The 20,559-nt window shown below is 72.4% G+C and carries 14 protein-coding genes; 6 read left to right on the top strand and 8 right to left on the bottom strand.

Annotated elements, in window-relative coordinates; all coding sequences use genetic code 11:
- The first annotated feature begins 83 nt into the window (after positions 1 to 83).
- Both KVT45_RS03615 and prcB read left to right on the top strand, forming a co-directional pair.
- On the top strand, positions 84 to 1,031 hold the full coding sequence (locus KVT45_RS03615) for a lysylphosphatidylglycerol synthase domain-containing protein (RefSeq protein WP_217544992.1): 948 nt from the start codon (positions 84 to 86) through the stop codon (positions 1,029 to 1,031).
- 73 nt (positions 1,032 to 1,104) lie between these two features.
- Entirely contained in the window at positions 1,105 to 1,959 is an 855-nt protein-coding gene (prcB, locus tag KVT45_RS03610; protein ID WP_217544991.1) for a proteasome subunit beta, read from the top strand.
- Between the two features lies 1 nt (position 1,960).
- Here prcB and KVT45_RS03605 read toward each other — a convergent pair whose 3' ends face one another.
- Positions 1,961 to 2,644, bottom strand: coding sequence for a phosphatase PAP2 family protein (locus tag KVT45_RS03605; protein WP_217544990.1), 684 nt, complete (start codon positions 2,642 to 2,644; stop codon positions 1,961 to 1,963).
- 266 nt (positions 2,645 to 2,910) lie between these two features.
- Between KVT45_RS03605 and efeU the strand changes: the two genes are divergently transcribed.
- From efeU to KVT45_RS03590, 3 genes are all read left to right on the top strand, one after another.
- Positions 2,911 to 5,178: an iron uptake transporter permease EfeU gene (gene efeU, locus KVT45_RS03600; RefSeq protein WP_217544989.1), complete on the top strand. Its 2,268-nt coding sequence runs from the start codon at positions 2,911 to 2,913 to the stop codon at positions 5,176 to 5,178.
- Between the two features lie 47 nt (positions 5,179 to 5,225).
- Positions 5,226 to 6,497, top strand: a complete 1,272-nt coding sequence (gene efeB / locus KVT45_RS03595; protein ID WP_217544988.1) for an iron uptake transporter deferrochelatase/peroxidase subunit — start codon at positions 5,226 to 5,228, stop codon at positions 6,495 to 6,497.
- A gap of 147 nt (positions 6,498 to 6,644) precedes the next feature.
- A complete protein-coding gene (locus KVT45_RS03590; RefSeq protein ID WP_217544987.1) occupies positions 6,645 to 7,805 on the top strand; it encodes a HoxN/HupN/NixA family nickel/cobalt transporter in 1,161 nt (386 codons plus the stop codon).
- 127 nt (positions 7,806 to 7,932) lie between these two features.
- Here KVT45_RS03590 and KVT45_RS03585 read toward each other — a convergent pair whose 3' ends face one another.
- The 5 genes from KVT45_RS03585 to KVT45_RS03565 all read right to left on the bottom strand — a co-directional run bounded on the left by KVT45_RS03585 (position 7,933) and on the right by KVT45_RS03565 (position 13,011).
- A complete protein-coding gene (locus KVT45_RS03585) occupies positions 7,933 to 8,892 on the bottom strand; it encodes a hypothetical protein (RefSeq protein WP_217544986.1) in 960 nt (319 codons plus the stop codon).
- Between the two features lie 12 nt (positions 8,893 to 8,904).
- Complete coding sequence (locus KVT45_RS03580; protein ID WP_217544985.1) at positions 8,905 to 10,377, bottom strand: APC family permease; 1,473 nt, start codon at positions 10,375 to 10,377, stop codon at positions 8,905 to 8,907.
- A gap of 297 nt (positions 10,378 to 10,674) precedes the next feature.
- Entirely contained in the window at positions 10,675 to 12,078 is a 1,404-nt protein-coding gene (sthA, locus tag KVT45_RS03575) for a Si-specific NAD(P)(+) transhydrogenase (protein ID WP_217544984.1), read from the bottom strand.
- A 116-nt stretch (positions 12,079 to 12,194) separates the two neighbouring features.
- A complete protein-coding gene (locus KVT45_RS03570) occupies positions 12,195 to 12,788 on the bottom strand; it encodes a nucleoside deaminase (RefSeq protein ID WP_254646279.1) in 594 nt (197 codons plus the stop codon).
- A 16-nt stretch (positions 12,789 to 12,804) separates the two neighbouring features.
- Positions 12,805 to 13,011 carry a hypothetical protein gene (locus KVT45_RS03565; protein ID WP_089103531.1) on the bottom strand — a complete coding sequence of 69 codons (207 nt, stop codon included), beginning with the start codon at positions 13,009 to 13,011 and terminating at the stop codon, positions 12,805 to 12,807.
- A 170-nt stretch (positions 13,012 to 13,181) separates the two neighbouring features.
- On the opposite strand from KVT45_RS03565, the gene KVT45_RS03560 reads away from it, so the two are divergent.
- Positions 13,182 to 15,026 carry a glycoside hydrolase family 15 protein gene (locus KVT45_RS03560; RefSeq protein ID WP_217544983.1) on the top strand — a complete coding sequence of 615 codons (1,845 nt, stop codon included), beginning with the start codon at positions 13,182 to 13,184 and terminating at the stop codon, positions 15,024 to 15,026.
- A gap of 3 nt (positions 15,027 to 15,029) precedes the next feature.
- Here KVT45_RS03560 and KVT45_RS03555 read toward each other — a convergent pair whose 3' ends face one another.
- Entirely contained in the window at positions 15,030 to 17,771 is a 2,742-nt protein-coding gene (locus tag KVT45_RS03555; RefSeq protein WP_217544982.1) for a SpoIIE family protein phosphatase/ATP-binding protein, read from the bottom strand.
- Positions 17,772 to 17,851: 80 nt separating this feature from the next.
- Complete coding sequence (locus tag KVT45_RS03550; RefSeq protein WP_217544981.1) at positions 17,852 to 20,365, bottom strand: SpoIIE family protein phosphatase; 2,514 nt, start codon at positions 20,363 to 20,365, stop codon at positions 17,852 to 17,854.
- Positions 20,366 to 20,559 lie beyond the last annotated feature (194 nt).

Here is a 20,559-nt window from a genome sequence, read left to right as displayed (position 1 = left end):
AAGTCCGGTTAGTTTGTCAGTGTTTGTCCCTCAAGCCCATGGAGGGTCCTGCGCGCCGCAGGGGAACAGGGGTGGGTGCCTCGATGGTCCCGAACGTGAACGCCACGCCCGTCCTGGGCCGCCGGGGACTCTACTGGCAGAGCGGTGTCTGCCTCGTGCTGCTGCTCGGCGCGGGCTGGCTGGTCCGGCGGCACTGGCCGGCCGTGGCGCACGGGGCCGTCCGGCTCGCCGTCGCCGACCAGGGGTGGCTACTGGTGGCGGCCGCGGCGGCGGTCGGCACCTGGGCGTCCTCGGCGCTCGCCCAGCAGGGCGCGGTCGCGCGCCGGCTGCCCGGCGGGCGGCTGGTCGCCGCGCAGTTCGCCGCCTCGGCCGCCAACCACGTGCTGCCCGCCGGGCTCGGCGCGGGCGCGGTGAACCTGCGGTTCCTGATGCGCTGCGGACTTCCGGCGGGCCGCGGCGCGTCGGCACTCGCGGTCAAGGCGGCCGCCGGCGCGGTGGTACGGCTGGCCCTCGTCGCCGTCCTCGCCCCCGCCTGCCCGGGGCTGCTGCGGCTCCCGCACGTGTCCGTGGCCGCACTCCTCGCCGTCTCCGCGGCGGTCGTCGTGGTCCTCGTCCTGCTCGGGGCCCGGATGTGGCCCCGCTGCCGGGGTGCGGTGGCCGCCGTGACCGCCGACATCCGGGCCCTGCACGGCCGTCCGGTCCGCGCGGCCGCGCTGTGGGGCGGTTCGCTCGCCTTCGCCGGGCTGCACGCGCTGGTCCTCATCGCCGTGTCCCGGGCCGTCGGACTGCCGTTGTCCCCGGCCCGGGTGGCGCTGCTCTACCTCGCCGCCAGCGGCGCCGCGGCGCTGCTGCCCACCCCGGGCGGACTCGGCTCACTCGATGCGGCCCTCGCGCTCGCCCTCACCGCCTCCGGAACCCCGGCCGCCGCGGCCGCCTCCGCCGTGCTCGGCTACCGGCTGCTGACCGTGTGGCTTCCGCTGCTGCCGGGCCTGCTGGTGCTCGGGTTGCTGATCCGGCGCCGGGCGCTGTGACCGGGCGGGCGTTTCCCGGCGGCCCGCATCAGGTAGGAGTCCGGTGTCGTCGGCCGACAGGAGGGGGACTGGTATGCCAGAGAACGACACCGGGGGCCGGCTGGGGGAGGAGTTCTTCACTCCGGGGACCTCGTCCTTCGCCCGGTTCCTCGCCGCCCACCGACCCGACCTGCTGCCCACCCGCAGCCCCCTGCCCCCGGGCACGGTCGCGGCGCCCGACGCCTTCCCGCACGGCACCACCGTCCTCGCCCTCGCCTACCGCGACGGCGTGCTGATCGCCGGCGACCGCCGGGCCACCATGGGCAACCTCATCGCCCAGCGCGACCTGGAGAAGGTGCACCCCGCGGACGACCACACGGCGGTCGCCTTCGCCGGTACGGTCGGGCTCGCCCTCGACATGGTCAAGCTCTACCAGGTCGAACTGACCCACTTCGAGAAGATCGAGGGCATCCCCATGACCCTCGACGGCAAGGCCCGCCGGCTCGCCGCGATGATTCGCGAGAACCTCGGCCAGGCCATGCAGGGGCTCGCCGTCGTCCCCCTGCTCGCCGGTTACGACCCCAAGGCGCCGGAGGGGGAACGCGGCCGCATCTTCAGCTTCGACGTCGCCGGCGGCCTCTACGAGAAGCGCGCGTTCCACGCCGAGGGCAGCGGCTCGCCGTACGCCGGAGGCGCCCTGAAGAAGCTGTACCGCCCCGGCCTCACCCGCCGCGAGGCCGCCCTGGCCGCACTTCAGGCGCTCTACGACGCGGCCGACGACGACTCGGCGACCGGCGGCCCCGACCTCAACCGCCGTATCTTCCCGCTGGTCTCGGTCATCACCGACGACGGCTTCGAACGGCTGCCGGAGCCCGAGACGGCGGACCTGACCCGGGAGATGGTCGACCAGCGCCGCACCCGCCCGGACGGACCCGGCGCCACGTCCTGACTCACGGCGTGGTCACCGGTCTCTCCGGCACGCCGTCGGGCGCCCCCGCATCCGGAACCCACCGGGCCGCCACGCACGCCCAGACCCCGAGCCACCCGACCGCGAACAGCCAGCCGCCGATCACGTCGGTGCACCAGTGCACGCCGAGGAACACCCGGGTGGCCCCGACGGCGAGCCCCCAGCAGGCGACGGCCACGCACCACGGCGTACGGCCGTGCGGGGCCCTCGACCGGATCGCGAGGATCAGGAGGCCGGCGGCCAGCGCGGCCGTGGTGCTGTGGCCGGAGGGGAACGACCAGCCGGAGGCGGACGTCTGCCAGTCGGCCTGCGGCGGCCGGGCCCGGCCGATCAGCTCCATCAGGGCGCTCCGGGCGGCCTGGCCCAGGGCGAGGCAGGCCGCGCCGAGCAGCGCGGCGACCAGCCGCTGCCGCCGGGTGCGGCCCACGACCAGCCCGGCCGCCACGACCAGGGCGTACGGCACGACCCCGGTGCCGGTCGCGGTGACCCCCCGGGCCACGGCCACCGCCACGTCCGGCCGGTGCGCGAGGGACCAGGCCAGCAGCGTGCGGTCCAGGCCGAGCGGGGCGCCGTGCCGGCCGGTCACGACCAGGGCCAGCACCGCGAACGCCGCCCAGGCCCCGAACGCGACGCTCCCCGCGAACTCCGCGGTCCTCCTGCGTTCCATGACGCCGACGACGGCCCTTTCCGGTGACTGTGAAGATCCGGTGACTACGAAGATGTAGACGGTCTACCCGAATGTAGACGATCGGCGTCCCATCGGTGTTCCCGGGCGTGCGCGTCCGTGTCCGATCACGGACTTTGCCGCACCATTGCCAGTTCATGACCGACTGACTACATGGGTGTAGTCATCATGGTCGGCGGAGTAAGGCATGCCTTCACTAAGTTCGAGCCATAGGGCGGGGACGGGCCTGCCGGGGAGGGCTGCGACGGATGTGGGACGACGCGTTTCCTAGTTTCCTGATCGGGCTGAGGGAAGGTCTCGAGGCCGGGCTGATCGTCTCGATCCTCGTCGCCACGCTGGTGCGGGCCGGGGCCCAGAACCGGCTGTCGCAGGTGTGGACGGGCGTGCTGGCCGCGATCGCGCTGGCGATGAGCTTCGGCGCGGTCCTCACCTTCACCGCCGCCTCCCTCTCCGCGACCGCCCAGGAGGCCTTCGGCGGCACCCTCAGCGTGATCGCGGTCGCCTTCGTCACCGCGATGGTCTTCTGGATGCGCCGCTCGGCCCGCAGCCTCGCCGGCGAGATCAAGGACAAGGTCACCGGTGCCCTGGCCATGGGCTCGGGCGTGCTGATCCTGACCTCGTTCCTCGCGGTCGGCCGTGAGGGCCTGGAGACCGCGCTGTTCCTGTGGACCACCGCCCGGGCGGCCGGCGAGTCCGCGGGCCCCCTGGCCGGCGCCGGGATCGGCCTGGTCCTGGCGGCCGGTCTGTGCTGGGGCCTGTACCGGCGCGTGCTGAAGATCAACCTCACGAGGTTCTTCACCTACACGGGCGCCGTCCTGATCGTGATCGCGGCCGGCGTCCTCGGCTACGGACTGCGCGACCTCCAGGAGGGCGGCGTCCTCCCGGGCAACACGGCCTACGCCGTCGACCTCAGCAGCCACATCGACGCGGGCTCCTGGTACAGCACCCTCCTCCAGGGCGTCCTCAACATCACGCCGACGATGACCTGGCTGCAGGTGATCGGGTACGTCGGCTATCTGGCCGTGGTGATGACCCTGTTCGTACGCGGAGTGCGTGCCGGTGTGCCGACGCGGGCCGCCGAACGGACCAAGCCGACAGCCGCCGCGGACCGGCCGGAGCCGGAGCCGGAGCCGGTTGCGGGCGGGGCCGGATTGAAATCCGCTGCCGGCGGGTCCGTACCGGATTCCGGTGGGGACCGGCCCGAGTCACGGCCTGAGCCTGCCGCCGTCGGCTCGGCGTCGCGGCTTGCCGCGGGAGAGCCCGAACCGCAGACGCCGCCGGCCCCCGCCGCCGACCGGCCGGACCCCGCCGCGGACCGGCCGGAGCCCGGCCCGAAGCTTGCCGGGGGAGTGCGTCGGCGTCCCGGCTGGGTGGTTCCGGTCGCCGTGGTCGCCGTCCCCGCCGTGGTCGCGGGGCTCGTCGTCGCCGTATCCCGGCCCAAGCCGACCGGCGGGCAGACCGTCGCCGTCTCCGAGACCGAGTGCGGCAAGGGCTTCACCGCGCCCAAGCCGGGCCGGCAGACCTTCCAGATGCAGAACACCGGCAGCAAGACCTCCGAGGTGTACCTGATCGACCCGGGCACCAACGCGGTCTACGGCGAGGTCGAGGGCCTCGCCCCCGGCACCACCCGTGATCTGGTCGCCACGGTGGCCGGCGGCACCTACGCCTGGCGCTGTGTCCCCTCCAGCGGCAAGGCCGTCACCTCCGCGTCGGTCACCGTCAGCGGCGGCGGAGGCGGCACCAAGGCGGTCGTACCGGTCTCCGAGAACGACCTCGCGGCACCGCTGAAGGCGTACAAGGCGTACGTCGAGCAGGGCCTGGCCACCCTCGTCGCGCAGACCCGCACGCTCGACGCCGACATCGCGGGCAACCACCTCGCCAAGGCCCGCACCGACTGGCTGACCGCCCACCTCACCTACTCCTCCCTCGGCGCCGCCTACGGCACCTTCGAGGACTTCGACAAGAAGATCAACGGCCGCGCCGACGGCCTCCCGGGCGGGGTCGCCGACCAGGACTTCGCCGGGTTCCACCGGGTCGAGTACGGGCTGTGGCACGCGCAGACCGCCGGGCAGCTGAAGGCTCCGGTCCAGGCGCTCGCCGACGCGGCGGCCGGGCTCCAGAAGGCGTTCCCCGCCCAGGACTTCGACCCGGGCGACCTGCCGCTGCGCGCCCACGAGATCCTGGAGAACACCCTCCAGTTCGAGCTGACCGCCGACACCGACGAGGGCAGCGGCACCAACCTCGCCACCGCGAACGCCAACCTCGCCGGCACCCGCGAGCTGCTGACCGTACTGCGGCCGCTGCTGACCACCCGGGCGCCCAGGCTGCTGCCGGTCGTCGACGCGGACATCGCCCGCCTGCAGCAACTCCTGGACGCCGAGCACCAGGGCGCGACCTGGACCCCGGTCGAGCAGCTCGACACCGTCACCCGGCAGCGGATCGGCGGAGCCACCGGACAGCTCCTGGAGGACCTCTCCCCGGTGCCGGACCTCCTGGAGATCAGGAAGTCCGCCTGATGAACCCCGCAGAGCACCCGCACCCGTACGACGAAGGGAACCCTCCGATGTCCGCTGCCGACACCCCGTCCTGCCCGATGGGCACGGGCCGCCGTTCCTTCGTGCGGACCGCGCTGGGCGCCGGGGCCGCGGGCGCGGTCCTGGCCGGCGGCGGCTTCGCGCTGAGCCAGGCCGGCGGCACCGTCGAGGCCCAGGCCGCCGACGCGACCGGCACCACCAAGGTCCCCTTCCACGGCATCCACCAGGCCGGCATCCTCACGCCGGCTCCGGCCGCCGCCACCTTCGTCTCCCTCGACGTCATCGCCGACGACCGGCAGGGGCTCACCGACCTGCTGAAGACGATCACCGAGCGGGCCCGCTTCCTCACCTCCGGCGGCACCCCCGAGGACCTCGGCGTCGGCGCGCCGCCCGCCGACAACGGCATCCTCGGCCCCGAGGTCCCCTCCGACGCGCTGACCGTCACTGTCGGCGTCGGCGCCTCCCTCTTCGACGACCGCTACGGCCTCGCCAAGGCCCGGCCGGCCCGGCTGACCCCGATGCGGACCTTCCCGAACGACAACCTGAACGCCGCCGAGTGCCACGGCGACCTCTCGCTGCAGATCTGCGCCGACAGCACGGACACCGTGCTGCACGCGCTGCGGGACATCGCCAAGCACACCCGCGGTGCGATGCAGATCAAGTGGCGGATCGACGGCTTCCAGAACGCCCCGCGCCCCACCGGCGCCCAGCGCAACCTGCTCGGCTTCAAGGACGGCATCGCCAACCCGGACGTCAACTCCGCCCGGGAGACCGACCGGCTGATCTGGGTCGGCGAGGGGCAGGGCGAGCCGGCCTGGACGGCGGGCGGCAGCTACCAGGTCGTCCGGATCATCCGGATGCTCGTCGAGTTCTGGGACCGGGTCTCGCTCAGCGAGCAGGAGCTGATGTTCGGCCGCCGCAAGGACACCGGCGCCCCGCTGGACGGCGCCAAGGAGACCGACATCCCCCAGTACGCAAAGGACCCGAAGGGCAACGCCATCCCGCTGGACGCCCACATCCGGCTCGCCAACCCGCGCACCGCGAAGACCGACAGCTCCCGCATCCTGCGCCGCGGCTACAACTACGACCGGGGCGTCGACGGCGTCGGCAACCTCGACATGGGCCTGGTCTTCTGCTGCTACCAGCAGGACGTCCGGCGTCAGTTCGAGGCCACCCAGACCCGGCTCATCGACGAGCCGCTCGTCGACTACATCTCGCCGACCGGCGGCGGCTACTTCTTCGCCCTGCCGGGCGTGAAGAACGCCAAGGACTGGCTGGGGAGCGGGCTGCTGGCAGCCTGACCGCGGGCAGGCCTTTACCTTCTCATGGAATTGTCTTGGTAAAGGCCTGCCGCGGGCGTTGCTGCGAATGATGTGCAAGTACGGGAAGATGGCACAAGTCTGCCGCTGGCAGCTGCCCATTGTTCGACCGAAGGATGTCACCTCCCGATGACGGCCGCCCCTGGTTCCGCTCCGTCCCTCCCCGACCAGGCCGAAGCCAAGCGCTCGGCCTGGCGCCGTGTCCGGGGCTCCATGACACGGCAGGAGTGGATCAGGGTCGGCGGGATGGCCGGCTTCGTGCTCGCGCTGCACGTCATCGGCTGGGGCACCCTGGTCGGGATCATCGCCCCGCAGCACTTCAGCGTCGGCACCGAGTCCTTCGGCATCGGGATCGGCGTCACCGCGTACACGCTGGGCATGCGGCACGCCTTCGACGCCGACCACATCGCGGCCATCGACAACACCACCCGCAAGCTGATGGGGGAGGGGCAGCGGCCGCTGTCGGTCGGCTTCTGGTTCTCCCTCGGCCACTCCAGCATCGTCTTCGGCCTCTCCCTGCTGCTCTCGTTCGGCATGAAGGCCCTGGCCGGACCGGTCCAGGACGACGGCTCGCACCTCCACGAGGTCACCGGCCTCATCGGAACGACGGTCTCCGGCACCTTCCTCTACCTCATCGCCGGCATCAACCTCGTCATCCTGGCCGGCATCTGGAAGGTCTTCCGGCAGATGCGCTCCGGCGCCTACGACGAGGCCGCGCTGGAGACCCAGCTGAACAACCGCGGCTTCATGAACCGCTTCCTCGGCCGGGTCACCGGCTCGATCCGCAAGCCCTGGCAGATGTACCCGCTCGGCCTGCTGTTCGGCCTCGGCTTCGACACCGCCACCGAGATCGCCCTGCTGGTCCTGGCAGGCTCCGGCGCCGCCTCCGGCCTGCCCTGGTACGCCATCCTCACCCTGCCGGTGCTCTTCGCGGCCGGGATGTCGCTCCTGGACACCATCGACGGCTCGTTCATGAACTTCGCCTACGAGTGGGCGTTCTCCAAGCCGGTCCGCAAGGTCTACTACAACCTCACCATCACCGGCCTGTCCGTGGCCGTCGCCCTGATCATCGGCACCGTGGAACTCCTCGGCCTCCTCGCCGACAAGATGGACCTGCACGGCTTCTTCTGGGACTGGGTCGCCGGGCTCGACCTCAACACCGTCGGCTTCGTCATCGTCGGCCTCTTCTTCGCCACCTGGGCGATCGCCCTGCTGATCTGGAAGGCCGGCCGCATCGAGGAGAAGTGGACGACCGGCCTCGCCCGACCCGCCGAACAGACCGAGGGCTGAGCAGCGCCCCGAAGGGGCGCGGGGCCGTGTCCGATATGCGGCTACCGCCGCGCGGGCGCGACCAGCCACGACGGCGCCGCAGTCAACAGACGGCATATCGCGGCACTTCCAGCGGAGCGCTCAGCCGTCACCCGCGCATCTTCAGGTCCGCCCGCCACTTGATGATCTGCTTCTCCGCGTCGCCGGTGTACGACCACGGGGTGCGGGTGGCCCGTCGCCCCATGAGTCGCAGCAGGTCCGTGGCGAGGTCCGTGACGCCCGCCTGACAGGCCGCGTGCGTCAGGTAGTTGAGGTCACGCAGCTCGCCCGGGGCGACCGGGGCGTCACCGCGCTGTGCGATCCAGCGCTCCCAGGTGCGCCGGACGTCGCTGACCGCGCCGTCGTGCTTCCAGTGCTGGCTGAGCGCGACCGCGTTCTGCTGGCCCTGGGCCGCGTCCAGGGCATACCTGAACTCCTCGACGCGGGCGTACTGCACCAGGACGGGCAGCGCACAGCCCGGCGGGGCGACCCCGGCCGCGTCCCGGGCGAAGTCGTACATCAGGCCGTGCGTGCCGTGCCAGCGCGCGGAGTAGTAGTGGAGCACCTGGAGGTGCCCCTCCACGTTGTACGGGTCGCGCCGGTGCAACTCGTCCCACCAGCGGGCGAGTTCCTGCCGGCGCACCCCGGTGGGATACAGCCTGGCCACCGAGATCAGGGAGACCCAGGGGGTCGGGTCCTGCGGGTACGCCTCGGCGGCGGCCAGGCAGGCCAGCACGGCGGTGTCGATCCTGGCCCGGTCGATCGGGATGCCCCGGCCCGCCGAGATGGCCAGGGTGAACGCCCGGGCCGTCTCGGTCGCCGCGCGCAGCACCAGCGCGTCGGCGCCGTGCGGCTCGGCGGCCAGCCAGGACTCCGCCGTCGAACTGCCCGCGCAGGCCTGCGCCAGCAGCCGTACCCGGTGCCCCCGGACCAGCCAGTCCGGGCCGGTGGCCCGCAGCAGGTCCCTGAGGCCCTGCCAGCGGCCGATGACGATGTCCTGACGGGCCGAGGTGAGGGATTGGTCCCCGCAGTCCGGGTCGAAGTCGGGGGCGAAGCGGTCGCGCGCCATCGGACTCCTGCCTCAGAAATCCGTGGGGAGGCCTTCGTAAGCCCGGGCATGTTCGCTGACGTGTTCGTCGGGGACGTAGTCGGCCTCGACCGTGCGGGTGGCGTCCAGCCTGGCCGGCCGGTAGTAGTCGCTGCCCTGCTTCCAGTACCAGAGCATCGGGATCAGGCCGACGGCCAGACCGCCGATGCCGATCGCGATCGCCGCGGTGCTCAGCTCGCTCAGCGACTCCACGAAGATCCAGAACATGAACAGCGCGCCGCCCAGCGGCCACAGCCCGCCGAGCAGGAAGTTGGCCGCCGACTTGAACAGGATCTTGCGGTAGGCCACGACCACCGCGAGGCCGGCGAGACCGTAGTAGACGGCGATCTGGAGGCCGATCGCCGAGATGGCGTCGGAGAGGATCTCGCCCACCGAGCGCAGCGCGTTGGAGGCGATGAACAGCGTCAGCGCCACCGCGCCGACCACGCCGATCGCCACGTGCGGGGTGTTCCAGGTGCGGTGCACCCTGCCCAGCGCGGCCGGCATCGTCCGGTCGCGGCCCATCGCGAACAGCGAGCGGGTGACCTGGATGAGCGTCGTCTCCAGAGTCGCGATGGTGGACAGCATCACGGCGACGATGAGCAGCTTGCCGCCCCAGCCAGGCCAGATCGCCTCGCCCAGCACGCCCAGCACATTGGCGTCGTTCGCGGCGATCTGGTCCGAGGACAGGATGATGTTCACGGCGATGGTGAACACCTCGAACAGGGCGAAGACGATGCCGACGCCGATCAGGCCGGCGAGTCCGGTCGTCCGGCGGGAGTTGCGGGTCTCCTCGCTGAGGTTGCTGGTGACGTCCCAGCCCCAGTAGTAGAACGCGGCGATCAGCGCGCCCGAGGCGAAGCCGGAGGCACCGTCGAAGTGCGAGAAGCCGAGCCAGGACCAGTCGAAGGCGCGGGCGTTGCCGGTGTGGAAGAGGGCCAGCACCGCGAACAGCAGCAGGATGGCCAGCTCGATGCCGGACATCAGCAGCTGGGCGCGCACGGTGAGGCGGGCGCCGCCGAGCACCACCGCCAGCATGACCAGGAACCAGGCGGCGCCGACCACCGTGGAGAGGGCCACGTTGTCGGCGAGGCCCGAGTCGAACATGGACAGCGTCATCGACCCGGCGGGCAGTGAGCCGGCCACCATGAAGATGGTCGCGGACACCACCAGCGCCCAGCCGCTGACGAAGCCGAGGAACGGGTGCAGGGTGCGGCCCACCCAGGAGTAGCTCGCGCCGGCGTTCACGTCGATCCGGCCCAGGTAGCTGAAGGCGAGCGCGATGCCCAGCATCGGTATCGCACACCACAGCAGGGCCGCCGGACTGGCCAGCCCCACCGACCCGACCAGCACCGCGGTGGTGGCGGCCAGCGAGTACGCGGGTGCGCTGCCCGCGATGGCCATGACCACGGTGTCGAACGTGCCGAGGGCGTTGGCCTGCAGCCCTCTGCCCCTGTTGTTGCTCATAGGTTGTGCTGCTTTCCGGTCGTGCAGGGCGCACGGGAGTGCAGGCCCGCGGTGGTACGGGTGGGGGGTGCACGACCCGCCTCGTACCCGGAGAGGGATGGCCTCGGGCAAAGGGCCGGTCAGAAAGAAGAAAGGGGTGGTGAGGGCCGCATGCCGAGAGTCGGCGGACGGTCACACCGCGTGTGTGGGTGTGACTATAGCGGCCCTCTTTGACCTTTCAAGCTGACCGACCGGTAATCACATATGCCACTTCGGGTCGCCAACTCTCACATCGGAAGCAGTGGTTCCGTAAGCCCCTCAGTCCTCCAGCCGGTCGAGCTGCCGCAGCTTGTTGGTGGCGTCCAGGGCCGCGACCTTGTAAGACTCCGCGAGCGTCGGGTAGTTGAACACCGCGTCCACCAGATAGTCGACCGTGCCACCGCAGCCCATCACCGACTGGCCGATATGGATCAGTTCTGTCGCTCCGGTACCGAAGCAGTGCACACCGAGCAGCCGCCGGTCCTCGGTGGAGACCAGGAGCTTGAGCATGCCGTGCGAGTCGCCGATGATCTGGCCCCGGGCCAGCTCCCGGTACCGGGCCACCCCGACCTCGAACGGCACGCATTCCTCGGTGAGCTGGTCCTCGGTCCGGCCGACGAAGCTGATCTCCGGGATGGTGTAGATACCGATGGGCTGGAGGTTGTCCATCTGCCCGACCGGTTCCCCGCAGGCGTGGTACGCGGCGACCCGGCCCTGTTCCATCGAGGTCGCGGCGAGCGCCGGGAAGCCGATGACGTCGCCGACGGCGTAGATGTGCGGCACCTCGGTGCGGAAGTGCTCGTCCACCGTGATCCGGCCCCGCCGGTCCGCGGACAGGCCCGCCTTGTCCAGGTCGAGTCCGTCGGTGAGGCCCTGGCGGCCCGCCGAGTACATCACCGTGTCCGCCGGTATCTTCTTGCCGCTCTCCAGCACGGTCAGCGTGCCCCGGGGATGCCGCTCCACGGCGGCGACGGTCTCCCCGAACCGGAAGGTGACGGCCAGGTCCCGCAGGTGGTACTTGAGCGACTCCACGACCTCGACGTCGCACATGTCGAGCATGGCCGCGCGCTTCTCGACCACGGTGACCTTGCTGCCGAGCGCGGCGAACATGCTGGCGTACTCCATGCCGATGACACCGGCGCCGACGATGACCATGGAGCGCGGCACCCGCTCCAGCGACAGCACGTTGTCCGAGTCCATGATGGTGCGGCCGTCGAACTCGACGCTGTCCGGGCGGGCCGGCCGGGTGCCGGTGGCGATGACGATGTGGTCCGCGGTCAACAGCCGTTCGTTGCCGCTCGGTTCGCGCAGGGCGACGGTGTGCGGGTCGACGAACCGGCCGGTGCCGGAGCAGAGGGTGACGTGGTTGCGGGAGAGCTGGTTGCGGATGACGTCCACCTCGCGGCTGACCACGTGCTGGGTGCGCGCGGTCAGGTCGGCGACGGTGATCTCCTCCTTCAGCCGGTAGCTCTGGCCGTAGAGATCCCGCTGGGTGAGACCGGTCAGGTAGAGGACCGCCTCGCGCAGGGTCTTCGAGGGGATGGTCCCGGTGTGGATGGACACGCCGCCGACCATGTCGGGGCTGTCGACGACGGCGACCCGGCGGCCGAGCTTGGCCGCGGCAATGGCGGCCTTCTGGCCGCCGGGTCCTGATCCGATGACAAGCATGTCGAAATCGCGCACCCTGCGGAGTCTGTCAGCACGCGGCCCTGCTTCGAAAGGGTGAACGGGCAACCTCCGCGTGAAATCCGGTATGGACCAGGGCGGTTGCGCACCTCGCGGGCCCCGGCCCCGGTCGGCTAGGGCGCCCCGCCGGTACGGCCCGCGCGCAGCAGCTGCGCCCGCCGGAACAGGGCGTCCGTCGTCCCGGCGAGCACTCCGCCGAGCAGCCCGGGGGAGTAGAAGGGGCTCGCCGCCCGCGCCACCTCGGCCGCCGGGATCGCGATCTGGTCGAGGCCGGTGCGGCCGAGCTCCTCGATCGAGGTCCCCCAGACCACCTGGCCGACCCCCGCCCAGGCGCAGGCGCTCATGCACATGGCACAGGGCTCCGCGGTCGAGTACAGCGTCGTCGCGGCCCAGCCGCGGTTGCCGGCCCGGCGCACGTAGTCGGCCATCGCGACCATCTCCCCGTGGTACGAGGGGTTCTCGGTCGAGGCGTTGACGCCCCGCCCCAGGACCCGGCCGGAGTGCACGAACACCGCCCCGAAGGGGTAGAGCGCGTTCCGGCGCGCCTCCTCGATCGCGAGGCTCATGAACCGGGCGTGCGCCGCGCCGCCGTCGGCCGCGGATCCGACGGCGGCCGGAGTGGAGTGCGGTGCGAGGACACCGGGCACGGACGGACCCAGGCCCGCCGTGCCGAGCAGCCCGAGGAGACTGCGCCTGGTCGGCCTCATCGTCCCGCCGCCGGAGTCAGGGCAGGAGCCGCTCGATGCAGTTCGGCCCCTCGCGCTCCATCTTCTTCCTGGCCCATTCGAGCGTGGCCGGGGTGACGTCGCGGCCCGACGCCATCACCAGGTCCTCGGGCGCCACCCCGGTGCCGGGGGCGCTGTGCAGCAGGGAGTCCGGGGTGGCGCGGTCGTCGGACGGCCGGGACGCTTCGGGTTCTGTGGTCGACATGGTCCCTCCTTCGCGGAGCGGGGTGCACACTCTCACGATTGCCCGCCCGGCCGCACCCCGCATCCCGAGCGGCCCGGGGCCCTGCCCGGTGCCGACAGCCGGTGCGGGAAGGATAACGCCCCTTTTAGGCTGTAAGGTAGCGATACATCCGTTCCGGGGAGGCCGCCACCATGGCCGAACAGCCGTTCTATCAGAATGCGCCCGGGAGCCCCCGCTACCTGCCGATCGCCGAGCACGGGCTGATCGGCGATCTGCGCAGCGTGGCCCTGGTCGGCAGCAACGGCACGATCGACTGGTACTGCAGTCCGTCCTTCGACGCCCCCAGCGTCTTCGCCGCCGTCCTGGACGCCGAGCGCGGCGGCTTCTTCGCGCTGGCCGCGACCGTACCGGCCCGGACCAAGCAGTTCTACTTCCCCGACACCAATGTGCTGATCACCCGGTTCTACACCGACGAGGGCGTCGGCGAGGTCCAGGACTTCATGCCGGTGACGGGCGAGTCGGGCGAGGCGGCCGAGTGCGAGCGGCACCGGCTGATCCGCCGGGTGCTGTGCGTGCGCGGCACCGTCCCCTTCCGGGTCCGGGTGGCCCCCCGCTTCAACTACGGCGCCGACCCGCACACCCTGCGCATACTCGACGACACCGCGCTGTTCGAGTCCGCGGCCAAGTCCCTGCTGCTCACCTCCACGGTGGCCCTGGAGGGCGACGGCCCGGACGCCTGTGCCGACTTCAAGCTCTCCGAGGGCGAGTCCGCCGTCTTCGCCCTCGACCAGGCCGGCGAGGACATCGCCCCGCGCGGCTGTGCCCGTGCCGAGGCCGAGCGCCAGTTCGAAACCACGGTCTGCTACTGGCGGCGCTGGCTGCACCAGTCCCGCTACCGGGGCCGCTGGCGCGAGATGGTGCACCGCTCGGCGCTCACTCTGAAGCTGCTCACCTACGCGCCCACCGGCGCCATCGTCGCCGCGCCCACCACCAGCCTCCCCGAGCAGTTCGGCGGCGAACGCAACTGGGACTACCGCTACGTCTGGATCCGCGACGCCGCCTTCGCCGTCTACGCCCTGCTGCGGCTCGGCTTCAGCAGCGAGGCCGCGGCCTTCATGAAGTTCGTGACCACCTACATCAGTCCCGGCGACGGCTTCGCCTCCGGCCCCCTGCAGATCATGTACGGCATCGACGGCCGCTCCGACCTGCCCGAACGCGAGCTCAACCACCTGGAGGGCCACTGCGGCTCCGCCCCGGTCCGGGTCGGCAACGGCGCCGCCGGCCAGCTCCAGCTCGACATCTACGGCGCCCTCATCGACTCGATCTACCTCTACGACAAGTGGGCCGAGCCCATCTCCAGCGACCAGTGGGACGACGTCACCCGCCTCGTCGAATGGGTCTGCGACCACTGGGACCAGCCCGACGAGGGCATCTGGGAGACCCGAGGCGGCCGCAAGAACTTCCTCTACTCGCGTCTGATGTGCTGGGTCGCCATCGAGCGGGCGATCCGCCTCGCCAACCGGCGCGGCCTGCCCGCCGACCTGCCCCGCTGGCGGCAGTGCCGCGACACCATCTACCGGCGGATCATGGACCGCGGCTGGTCCGAGCGGCGCGGCGCGTTCGTCCAGCACGAGGGCGGCGACGTCCTCGACGCCTCGCTGCTCATGATGCCACTGGCCAAGTTCATCGCCCCGACCGACCCGAAGTGGCTGTCCACCCTGGACGCCCTCACCGAGGACCTGGTCTCCGACTCCCTCGTCTACCGCTACGACCCGCAGGCCAGCCCCGACGGGCTCCGCGGCGACGAGGGCACCTTCTCCATCTGCTCCTTCTGGTACGTGGAGGCCCTGGTGCGCGCCGGACGCGTGGACGAGGCCCGGCTCGCCTTCGAGAAGATGCTCACCTACGCCAACCATCTCGGCCTGTACGCCGAGGAGATCGGCCGCACCGGCGAGCAACAGGGCAACTTCCCGCAGGCGTTCACCCATCTCTCCCTCATCAGCGCCGCCTTCAACCTCGACCGCGCGCTGGGCTGAGGGTCACGGCAGCGGCTGCTCCGCCCAGATGACCTTCCCGGCGGGCGTGTAGCGGGTGCCCCAGCGCTCGGACATCTGCGCGACCAGGAACAGGCCCCGGCCGCCCTCGTCGGTGCTCGCCGCGTACCGCAGATGCGGCGAGGTGGTGCTGGCGTCGGAGACCTCGCAGATCAGCGACCGGTCGCGCAGCAGCCGTACCCCGATGGGCGGCCGGCCGTGCCGGATGGCGTTGGTGACCAGTTCGCTGAGGATCAGCTCGGTGGTGAACGACAGCTCGTCCAGGCCCCAGTCCGCCAGCTGACGGGTCACCCTGGACCGCACCTCGGAGACGGCCGCGGGATCGGCCGGCACCTGCCACTCGGCGATCCGGTCCGCACCGAGCGCCCGGGTGCGGGCGACGATCAGCGCCACGTCGTCGCTGGGACGGGCCGGCAGCCGCTCCAGCACGGCCGCACAGGTGTCGTCGGGGGTGGAGCCGACCGCCGACTCCAGGGCTCCGGCGAGCAGTTCGAGGCCCTCGTCGATGTCCCGCTGCCGGTCCTCGACCAGGCCGTCGGTGTAGAGGACCAGACTGCTGCCCTCGGGAAGCTCCAGCTCGGCCGTCTCGAAGGGCAGTCCGCCCACGCCCAGCGGCGGGCCCGCCGGCACGTCCGGGAACTCCACGCTGCCGTCGGGCCCCACCAGCGCCGGCGGCGGATGACCGGCCCGGGCCACCGTGCAGCGCCGGGACACCGGGTCGTAGATCGCGTACAGACAGGTCGCCCCGGTGATCGTGACCGTGTTGTCCGCGTCGTCCACGGGGGTCTCGTCCTGGTCGATACGGCTCACCAACTCGTCCAGCAGACCCATGAGTTCGTCGGGCTGCAGGTCGAGCGCCGTGAAGTTGTGCACGGCGGTGCGCAGCCTCCCCATGGTCGCCGCCGCGTGCAGCCCGTGCCCCACCACGTCCCCGACCACCAGCGCCACCCGGGCCCCGGACAGCGGCAGCACGTCGAACCAGTCGCCGCCCACACCCGACTGGGCCGGCAGATAGCGGTAGGCGATGTCCAGCGCGCTCTGCGCGGGCAGGTTGCGCGGCAGCAGGCTGCGCTGCAGGGTCACCGCCATGCTGTGCTCGCGCGTGTAGCGGCGGGCGTTGTCGATGGAGACGGCGGCCCGCGCCACCAGCTCCTCCGCGAGGGCCAGTTCCTCGGTGTCGAACGGTGCGAGCTTCTCCGAACGGCAGAAGTTGGCCAGGCCCAGCACCAGGTTCCCGGCCCGCAGCGGCACCGTGATCAGCGAGTGGATGCCGAACTCCAGGATCCGGCCGGTCAGTTCCACGTCCTGGGACCGCCAGCCGGGCGAGTCCCGCAGCCGCGGCTCGACGACGGACTCGCCGCTGTCCAGACTCCGGCCCTGCGGTGAGGACGGCACGAACTGGAACCGCTCGCCGACCGGGTACAGCGGGGCGTCCTTGCGGATGCCGGCGAACGCGACCCGGCGCAGCGCGTCCCCGGGCTTCGGCTCCTCGCCCTTGAGGACCGCGTCGTACAGGTCGACGGTGGCGTAGTCCGCGAACCGCGGCACGGCCAGCTCCGTCAGCTCCTCGGCGGTGCGGGTGACGTCCAGGCTGGTGCCGATGCCCACCCCGGCGTCGTACAGCATGTTCAGGCGCTCGCGGGCCACCTCGGCGCGTCCGGAGAGGGCGCGCAGCTCGGTGGAGTCGCGCAGGGTGGTGACGCTGCCGGGCGGGCCGCCGCGTACCTCGATGGGACGCTGGTTGACGGCCAGCAGCCGGTCCTTGACCAGGTGCACCTCGTCGGTGGCGACCCGTCCCGAGGCGATCAGCGCCGCCGTCTCCGCGTCCAGACCGAGGTCCAGGACCCGGCGGCGTTCGGCGTCCTGGGGCAGGTCCAGCAGGCGCTGCGCCTCGTCGTTGGCGAGCATCAGCCGGCCGTCACCGTCGACGATCAGCACACCCTCCCGCACGGAGTGCAGCACCGCGTCGTGGTGCTCGTACATCCGGGTCATCTCGTCCGGGCCGAGACCGTGCGTCTGGCGCAGCAGCCGCCGGCTGACCAGCGCCGTCCCCGCGGTCGCCAGGGCCAGCGCCGCGGCGGCCGCGGTCAGCAGCAGCGGCAGCTGCTGGTTGGCGGTGCCGCCCACGTGCGCGGTGGTGATGCCGGCCGACACCAGGCCCACCACCTTGCCGTTCGCGTCCCGGACCGGGACCACGGCCTGCACCAGCTCCCCGATGGTGCCGTGGACCTCCTCGGTGACGGTCCCGCCGGCCAGCGCGGGCCCGATGGTCCCGACGAACTTCTTGCCGATGCGGTCCGGTTTGGGGTGCGTGTACCGGATCCCGTCGGTGTTCATGACGACGATGAAGTCCACGCCGGTCGCCTTGCGGGCCGCCTCCGCCCGCGGCTGGAGCACCTTCGTCGGGTCGGGCAGCCGCAGCGCCGCGGCCGTGCCGGGGGCGTCGGCGAAGGTCTGGGCGACCGCCAGGGACCGGTTGCGGGCCTCCGTGGTGCTGTCGTGCCGCACCTGGAGCACCAGGGCCAGCACGGCCGACACGATCAGGAGCAGCACGATCGCAACCTGCAGCACGAAGACCTGTCCGGCCACGCTGCGTCCGCTCAGCGCCGACCACAGCCGTCCGGACCGGATGCGCCCCGGCCCGCTCGGCTCCCGCTGGGCGAGCGGCGCGCGCGGAGTCCCGGAACGGGACGGCCGAGTGTCGGACCGGCCGGGCTGACGGACCATGAGCCCATGTCTACACTGCCCCGCCCCGCGAGGCGAGAGCGCCCCGGAGGTAACCGGCGAGATACCCCGTTGTGTCCTGGTCACCCTCGGCGCGCGGGCTCCGGGCGGCGGGTGGCGAGCAGCAGTGCCACGTCGTCGGGGCGGTCGGTGGCGTGCCGGGCAACGGCGGTGAGCCGGTCGGCCACCGCGGTCAGGGTCCGGCCGCCGGGCCGCCCCGGCGAGGCCCCGGCCTCGGACAGGGCCGCCCCCAGCGCGGCGATGCCCTCGTCGATGTCCGCGCCCGGCCGCTCCACCAGCCCGTCCGTGTACAGGGCGAGGATCGCGTCCGGCGCCAGCTCCAGTTCGGTCACCGGATACCGGGCCCGCGGATCCACGCCCAGGACGACACCGCCGGGTATCTCCAGGACGCTGGTGCGGCCGTCAGGGGCGCGCAGCAGGGGCGGCGGATGACCGGCCCGGGCGATCCGGGCGCGCCCGGTGGCGGGGTCCAGACGGAGATAGCAGCAGCTCGCGAACTGACCCGGGTCGAGGTCGATGAGCAGCCGGTTGGTGCCGCTCAGCACCTCGTCGGGCGGCCGGTCGCTGAGCGCGAACGCCCTCACCGCGCTGCGCAGTTGCCCCATGGTGGCGGCCGCCTGCACACCGTGCCCCTGGACGTCGCCGATGACCAGGGCGAGACCGTCGCCCGCCGCCACGACGTCGTACCAGTCGCCGCCCACGTCCATGCCCTGGGTGCCGGGCAGATACCGGCCCGCGGTCTCCACCTGGGGGTGTGCCGGCAGCCGGCGCGGCAGCAGTGCCTGCTGGAGACCGCGGGCGAGGGCCGCCTCGCTGTCGTAGCGCCGGGCCTTCTCCATCGCGTGCGCGATCAGGCCCGCGAGGGCCGTGAGGACCGTGCGCTCCTCGGTGCTGAAGCCGCGCTCGACGTCGAAGCCGAGGATGCAGGTGCCGACCGGGCGCCCCGAGGCGATCAGCGGCAGGAAGGCGCGGGCGCCGATGTCGGCGTCGAGGGCGAGGCCCGGATAGGTGTCCGCCAGCTGCCGCATCGACTCGAAGAACAGCGGTCTGCCGGTGGTGAGGGTCTCGACACCGGGTATGTGGGCGTCCAGGCCGACCCCGTCGAACGGGGCGAGGAAGCCCGGCGGGAAGCCGGTCTCCCAGGCGAGGTAGAGATGGCGGTCCTGGAGCAGGTAGATGGCGAGCCGGCGGCCGCCGAACGCGGGGAGCAGCTCCTGCATCACCACCGCGGACACCTGCTGGGCGGTCACCGCGTCGGTCAGCGCGATGGCCAGGGCGATCGGCCGGTACAGCGGGGCCATCGAGGGCCCGCCAGGTACGCCGGGCCGCCCGAGTACGGCCGCCGCGTCCGGCTCGGCCGGGCGGGGCAGGTGCACGGACGGGTCGATGCGGCTCGCCGGGACGACCGTACAGGTGATGAGGTCCGGGCCCGGATGCACGGACAGGGCGAGGCACTCGCCCTCGGCGACGTCCTCGCACCGGACCTGGAAGTGCACCGGGCCGCGGGCCAGCAGCGCACCCCGCCAGTGGTCGTCGTAGGGCGGTCCGCTCAGCCACGGCATCGCCTCCCACGCGGGCCGGCCGACCAGCTCGGAGCGGGGCCGGCCCGTCAGGTGGACGAGGGCCGGGTTGACGTAGCGGACGACCCCCGAGCGGTCCATGCAGAAGACGCCCTGGGGCAGCAGATCGGCCGCTCCGTCGGCGGCCACGTCAGGGCCCGGGTCGACGACGATTCCGGAGACCAGGGACGGGTCGGCGGTGCCGGGCGGCGGCCACAGTTCCAGGAGGAGCGGGGCGCCGTCCGCGGCCCGCACCCGCAGCGGGGAGTGCGGCGGCTTGCCGGCCGCGGTCTCGCGCAGCGCGGTCAGCACGTCGTCTGCGTCGTCGGGCGTCACCGTCACGGCCAGCTCGGCGCCGGTACCGGGGAAGTCCTGCGGGGCCATGCCGAGCAGGGCGTGCAGCCGGTCGTCCGCGTGCACCGCCGAGGTGACCGGATCCCAGGTGAAGCGGCCCACCCGGGCCGCCCCGGGCCGCGTCGCGGGCGGCCGTATGCACACCGGCTCGCCCTCCCAGGCGACCGCCGCGTCGCCCTCCTCGGCCACCAGCTCGCGCAGTCCGGCCCCCAGCCGCTCGGCCAGCCGGCCCAGCCGGTCCAGGTCGGGCAGTTCGTCCACGGTGTCCGGGGTCGCGGGACGCAGCACGGTGAGTACCCCGAAGGACGGCTCCGCGCCGGGCACGGGTGTGTACACCGACCCGAACTGGAAGGGCAGGCCCGCCGCGAACTGGGGATACCGGCGCACCATCTCGGTGGCGTCGGGCAGCACCACCCGCACGCCGAGCCGGTAGGCGTCCGCGACCGGGAACGGCCGGTCCATGTGCAGCCGCCACCAGGGCCGGAACAGCGGGCCGGGAAGCCCCACCAGCGTGGCCAGCCGCAGCAGTCCGGGGGTACCGGAGCGCAGGTACACCCCGGCGACGTGGCCGCCCGCCGCGCCCAGGGCGCCGGTCGAGGCCTCGACCAGCAGCGCGGTCAGCCGCTCACGCGCCCGGCCCATGTGCTCGCCGCTCCCAGTCATCGGGTCCTACCTCGTCCGCGCACCGCCGGGTGGGTGACACAGCAAGAATGCGTCACGACGGCCCGAAAACGCACCTCCGTGACACGGGCGCACAGCGGTGGCGGTGACGGCAGCGGCCGGCTCGTCCCGCGCGCACCGGCCGAAGCGCCAGGTGACCGTCCTCCCGGGCGTCGCGCACAGACCGGGGACACCGG

Source organism: Streptomyces sp. GbtcB6 (assembly GCF_019091475.1).
GTDB classification, from domain to species: Bacteria; Actinomycetota; Actinomycetes; order Streptomycetales; family Streptomycetaceae; genus Streptomyces; species Streptomyces hyaluromycini.
Note: the sequence above shows the minus strand (reverse complement) of the source record. Positions and strands in the feature narration are given on the sequence as shown.